The sequence below is a fragment of the Pseudomonas kitaguniensis genome (genome assembly GCF_009296165.1).
Lineage (GTDB): Bacteria > Pseudomonadota > Gammaproteobacteria > Pseudomonadales > Pseudomonadaceae > Aquipseudomonas > Aquipseudomonas kitaguniensis.
In genome coordinates this window covers 1-872 of the sequence record NZ_VUAZ01000190.1, presented here as the reverse complement: position 1 = coordinate 872, position 872 = coordinate 1, and the positions used below count along the sequence as shown (strand labels likewise).

Annotated in this window: 1 protein-coding gene; it reads right to left on the bottom strand. The window is 59.3% G+C overall.

The window, feature by feature from the left end:
- Nucleotides 1-57: 57 nt before the first annotated feature.
- On the bottom strand, nucleotides 58-660 hold the full coding sequence (locus F0169_RS25710; protein WP_241679182.1) for a T6SS phospholipase effector Tle1-like catalytic domain-containing protein: 603 nt from the start codon (nucleotides 658-660) through the stop codon (nucleotides 58-60).
- Between the last annotated feature and the right edge of the window lie 212 nt (nucleotides 661-872).

The following is an 872-nucleotide window of genomic DNA, read 5'->3' as shown; positions in this document are numbered from 1 at the left end:
ACTGACCGTTCAGACCAGACCGGCGCCGGGTGCCGGCCCGGTTGGCGGCATCTTTCCTCAAGTTGCAGGCTCGTGTAAGGCTTCAAAGGCGGCGACTTCCTCGGCGGTCATGTCTGCCGCTGGGCCGTTTTTCATCAGCCGGGCGTAAAAGTCGGTGTGTTTGGCACGGCCCTTGGCATAACGGCTGATTCGCCAACCGGTGATATGCCCGGCTTCGCGGGCCATGACCGCTTCCAGTGGGCCATTGTCCATGGCGTCTAGCCAGATGTTGAAGCGCTCGATGAGTTGGGGGCCTACGTCGTATTCATTTTCTGTTTGTACATCCATGACTAACCATGGCCGACGCTTTTTCAACTCATTGTTAAACGCTTTTGGCGGTGCCTGCAACGGCGCGCCAATCTTGTAGGCCTCACTGTACATATGGTGCAGAGCGAGTTGCGACAACACCATATGACCGCCCTCGGCGGCCTTGCCTTGGTCGCCGGGAGGGTAGCCGCCGCCGACGTCGGAGTGCATGCCGGGGTAGATATATTCCGCCGTGCCCTGGCGATAGGTAGACGGGCAGTTTGGATCGTCCGGGTTGGCTTTGCGCCGAATCGAGTCGACAGGGAAGCAACTGCGCTGTTCGTGGGGCCGCCACCAAGTGCACGCAGTGTTCAAGAAACGCCTCGGAGTCCGACAAACGCATGGCGCCGTCGGCCCAGCCCATATGCCCGGCAGCAAACGGCACCAAGTAAGGAAGGCCGACCGAGGCCACTGTATCGAATAGCCCCATGAACACAATTTTGATCGGCAGCCCGACAAACAAGTAGCAGGTTTCACCTTCCACCTCGACCTTGGTCAAAGCTTCAAGCCAGGTCGCAAACGCTCGC